Below are 3868 nucleotides of genomic sequence, written 5' to 3'. Positions count from 1 at the left end.
TAGACATCAATGACAGTCGAGCCCGCATCTACACGTGCGAACCGGATCAACTCGGATACCTTGGATTGGTCGTACATCGGAATCTCCTTTACGGTCTGGATGTTCGGTACTCATAGGAATTTATGCATTCCCCGGATCGCATCGCGCTCGATCCGATCCGTGCATCGTGGCCCTGCCGGTTGGCATGTCGTGTTCATCAGTCGAACTTGGCCAGGTCCTTGAAGATCAGTTGACCCCAGCTATTTCCGCGCGCCTGGACCAGCAATCCGCCTTCCGAAAGCCCGCCAAGTTTGATCGGCGAGAAACCGAGATTTTCCGCGAGCGTACCAATCTCCGCTGCGGCAGCGTCATCGTCGCTCGCCAGGAACACGACTCTCCTGCCACCATGTACGGCGGGATCCTGGTCAAGGGTGGCAGCGCCCAAATGGTTGAAGCCCTTGACCAGCCTTGCGCTGGAGAAAGCATGCGCGATGAACCTGGAAGAAGGCTGTCCTCCCAGTTCCTCGGGGGGCACGCCGTAGGCATTGGTCACATCAACGATGGTCTTGCCCTGCCAGGTGGGGAGCGTCTTGGCGACATCCGGGTGCGATTCGAAACGGACCGCCAAAAAGATGATGTCCGCCTTGACCGCGTCCGCCAGCTTTTTGGGAATGATCGTAGGCCCGATCGCGGCCGCATCGGCTGCAAAGCTTTCCGGGTCGCGCGTGGTTGCGACGGATACTTGGATACCCTTGCGGGCAAAGGCCTTGGCCAGGGCCTTGCCGATATTACCGAAGCCGATAATTGAATAGCTCATAATGTTTCTCCTGTCTTGTGCTGGAACTAAAGCTTGAGAAGCGGGATCACTACTGGCGGGGTTGAAGGGCCAGCCACGGGACCGCGCCGGGCTCAGACCTGCGCCCAACCACCATCGACCGCGAGATCTATGCCGGTGATGTAGGAGCTTTCATCCGAGGCGAGGAACGTGAGGGCAGCCGCGATTTCCTCAGGCTTGCCCCTGCGACCCATTGGGATCTGTGCAGCAAACTGGGCGACCGCCTGCTCGGCTTGCTCAGCGTTAAGGCCGGTCGTCGTCGCCAAGGCGGGAGTCTCGATCGCGCCAGGGCTCATCGTATTGACGCGGATATTGCGGTCCTTCAGTTCCAGTGTCCAAGACCGCGAGAAGCTGCGAACAGCCGCCTTACTTGCTGCGTATGTGCTGAACGCGGGCAGCCCCATCACATTCGAGACCGAAGAGTTCAGAATGATCGATCCGCCGTCTTTGAAGAGGGGAAGGGCCTTCTGCACCGTAAAGAACAACCCCTTCACGTTCACATCGAAGGTCTGGTCAAAATGGGCCTCGGTAGCTGCCGCGAGCGGCGCGACTGTCCCTGCGCCCGCGTTCGCGAAGAGAATGTCGATGTGACCATGTTTCTCTTTCACGGTGGCGTAGAGCCGGTCCAGATCTTCCAAGCGTGACACGTCGCCCACGACGGCCGTAACATTACTCTTGATGACGGCTGCGGCCTCCTTCAGCTCTTTCTCCCGTCGCCCAGTGATTACGACGTGTGCACCTTCCTTCACAAAGCGCTTGGCGGTGGCCAAGCCAATCCCGCTGCTTCCGCCCGTGATGACTGCGACTTTGCCTTCGAGTTTTTTCATGATCTTTCACCTGTGGTTGTGTGTGTTGTTTTGTCGTAAAGCTTGAGGAGCGTGGTCCCGCATCGGGCTCAGAGTTGCGCAAGACCGCCATCGACGGCGACCTCGCTGGCGGTCATGAAGCTGCTGTCCGACGACGCGAGAAAGGCAGCCGCCGCTGCGATCTCCGCCGGATCGGCCATGCGCTGGAGCGGAGTCATCGCGCCGTAGGCCTTCTGGCCCTCCTCGCCCAGCGCCTCCTTCGCGAGTTCGGTCGCCGTCGCCCCGGGCGACAGCACGTTTACCCGGATGCCGGTGCCCTTCAGGTCCGCCGCCCAGGTCCGCGCTAGATTGCGCACTGCCGCCTTGCTCGCGCTGTAGGCGGTGAACCCCGGGGCGCCCGTGGTGCCGGCGCTCGATCCGGTCAGGATGATCGAACCGCCCGGGCCCATCAGCGGCAACGCCTTCTGGACCGTGAAAATCGTGCCCTTCACATTGGTGTCGAAGGTTTCGTCAATGTGCTCGGCGGTGATCTGGCCGAGCGGAAGCGGGCTTCCTGCCCCGGCATTGGCGAAGACGATATCGAGGCTTCCGCGCTCGGCCTTCACAGCCGCGTAGAGCCGGTCGAGGTCGGCCTCATCCGAGACCGAGCCCTTCACCGCGCGAGTGTTGGGGCCGAGGTCCGCCACCGCGGCGTCGAGCGCTTCCTGGCGGCGGCCGAAGATGAAGACGAAGGCGCCGTCCTCGACGAATCGTTTCGCCGCGGCGCGGCCGATGCCGGTGGCGCCGCCGGTGATGACGGCGGTCTTTCCATTCAATCTGGTCATGACGTGCATCCTTCCAGGCTTCCGCCTTGGTCATTCGGGAACGCCCCGAGACTTCAAGATGGGTCTGCCGAGGTCAGGCGTTGAGTGAGGAAGAGCGCACATCGGTGGTGCAAAATCGATCCGGTACGGCTATCAACGGCAGCAGCGACGATAAGGTTCCTGCGTTCGGAATTAGGCCCGTACGTCGACAGGTGCTATGTCGACAGGTGCTAAAATGTCCGCCCTGTGCTGTTGTGCGACAAGTCAGAGCTTTGGAAGGCGCACCGCGCGGTGCAGGATCGCACCATGATCGACTGGGATGACGTTCGCTACTTCCTTGCCGTCGCACGCGGAGGCTCGGTGCGGGCCGCCGCCAAGGGCCTCGGTGTGAACCACGCGACCGTGCTGCGACGCATCGCTCAGCTTGAACAACGCCTGGGCGCGCATATGTTCGAAAAGCTGCCTTCGGGCTACCGCCTAACGGCTGCGGGCGAGGAGGTCCTCGATCTCGCGCACCAGATGGAAGCGTCGTCGCACCAGTTGGAGACGCGCGTCTTCGGGCGTGACCAGAGCGCGCGCGGGCTTTTACGGGTGACGCTTCCACCGTTCCTCGCCACACACCTGCTCATGCCGGATCTTGCCGATTTCGCGCGTCTGCATCCGGACATCGAGATGGAAATCTTGACGTCCGGCGAGGTGGCAAATCTGACCAACCGAGAGGCCGACGTCGCGATCCGCATTGTCGCCGACCGCAAGACCCTGCCGCTCAATCTTCATGGCCTGAAGGGACCGAAGCTGTTCAGCGGCGTCTACATGTCTCGCGATCGACTGGCTGCATGGCGTGCGGGCGCGACTGATCCCATCCGGTGGATCGTCATAGACGATCATGGAATCCCGGCCTGGGCGCGCGAGAGAGAGGTTCACACCACGGGAGTTCCGTTCAGGACCCCGGACGCCGAGACGCAGATCGTAGCGGCGCAGCAGGGGATCGGGATGACGAAACTGCCGTGCTTCGTCGGAGATGCCGATACTCTATTGGTGAGGGTGCCGGGCACCGACCTGCCCATGCATGGGACGCTCTGGCTTCTCACACAGGGGGAGGCACGCAAGACGAAGCGCGTGCGGCTCTTTACCGAGTTCGTGTCCCGCAGGCTCGCCGCCCACGCCCCGCTTCTCGCGGGGCTGTCTGTATCGCACGACTGACGCGCGGTAGGTCGCCGGGATTCCAGCCTTTGCGCATGAACAGGGCTTAATCGCCAATTCCGTCACGGCTGAACTCCAGGTAGCCGCTGCTCTTTGTTTTGACGCAATTCCGGACGGAAAACCGTCTCACACTTTTCCTGGAATTGCTCTAGGTCATAGACTCATTAAATCGCATCCAGATTCTCAGAGAAGCGAGTTTGACGCCAGCCAGGAAGTTATCAGATCGCTTGTCGTATCGTGTG

Annotated in this window: 4 protein-coding genes and 1 pseudogene; 1 reads left to right on the top strand and 4 read right to left on the bottom strand. The window is 61.3% G+C overall.

The annotated features are described in order from the left end of the window. The 4 genes and pseudogenes from A3A9_RS46440 to A3A9_RS0136405 form a co-directional block, all read right to left on the bottom strand. A pseudogene (locus A3A9_RS46440) lies at positions 1–77 on the bottom strand (class I SAM-dependent methyltransferase); the annotation flags it as partial. Between the two features lie 119 nt (positions 78–196). After that, positions 197–796, bottom strand: a complete 600-nt coding sequence (locus A3A9_RS0136415; RefSeq protein ID WP_027062826.1) for an NADPH-dependent F420 reductase — start codon at positions 794–796, stop codon at positions 197–199. 92 nt (positions 797–888) lie between these two features. Beyond that, on the bottom strand, positions 889–1641 hold the full coding sequence (locus A3A9_RS0136410; protein WP_027062825.1) for an SDR family NAD(P)-dependent oxidoreductase: 753 nt from the start codon (positions 1639–1641) through the stop codon (positions 889–891). Between the two features lie 68 nt (positions 1642–1709). Continuing rightward, positions 1710–2444, bottom strand: a complete 735-nt coding sequence (locus A3A9_RS0136405) for an SDR family NAD(P)-dependent oxidoreductase (protein WP_027062824.1) — start codon at positions 2442–2444, stop codon at positions 1710–1712. A 285-nt stretch (positions 2445–2729) separates the two neighbouring features. Here A3A9_RS0136405 and A3A9_RS0136400 point away from each other — a divergent pair, with 285 nt between their 5' ends. Then, positions 2730–3626, top strand: a complete 897-nt coding sequence (locus A3A9_RS0136400) for a LysR family transcriptional regulator (protein ID WP_027062823.1) — start codon at positions 2730–2732, stop codon at positions 3624–3626. Positions 3627–3868: the final 242 nt, after the last annotated feature.

The organism is Mesorhizobium loti CJ3sym, from assembly GCF_000472785.1.
In the GTDB taxonomy this organism is placed as follows: Bacteria; Pseudomonadota; Alphaproteobacteria; order Rhizobiales; family Rhizobiaceae; genus Mesorhizobium; species Mesorhizobium loti_E.
This window is presented reverse-complemented; position numbering and strand designations above follow the sequence as displayed.

Coding starts and splice junctions, on each gene's coding strand:
- A3A9_RS0136415 (WP_027062826.1), bottom strand. CDS start 796: ATGAGCTATTCAATTATCGGCTTCGGTAATATCGGCAAGGCCCTGGCC.
- A3A9_RS0136410 (WP_027062825.1), bottom strand. CDS start 1,641: ATGAAAAAACTCGAAGGCAAAGTCGCAGTCATCACGGGCGGAAGCAGC.
- A3A9_RS0136405 (WP_027062824.1), bottom strand. CDS start 2,444: ATGACCAGATTGAATGGAAAGACCGCCGTCATCACCGGCGGCGCCACC.
- A3A9_RS0136400 (WP_027062823.1), top strand. CDS start 2,730: ATGATCGACTGGGATGACGTTCGCTACTTCCTTGCCGTCGCACGCGGA.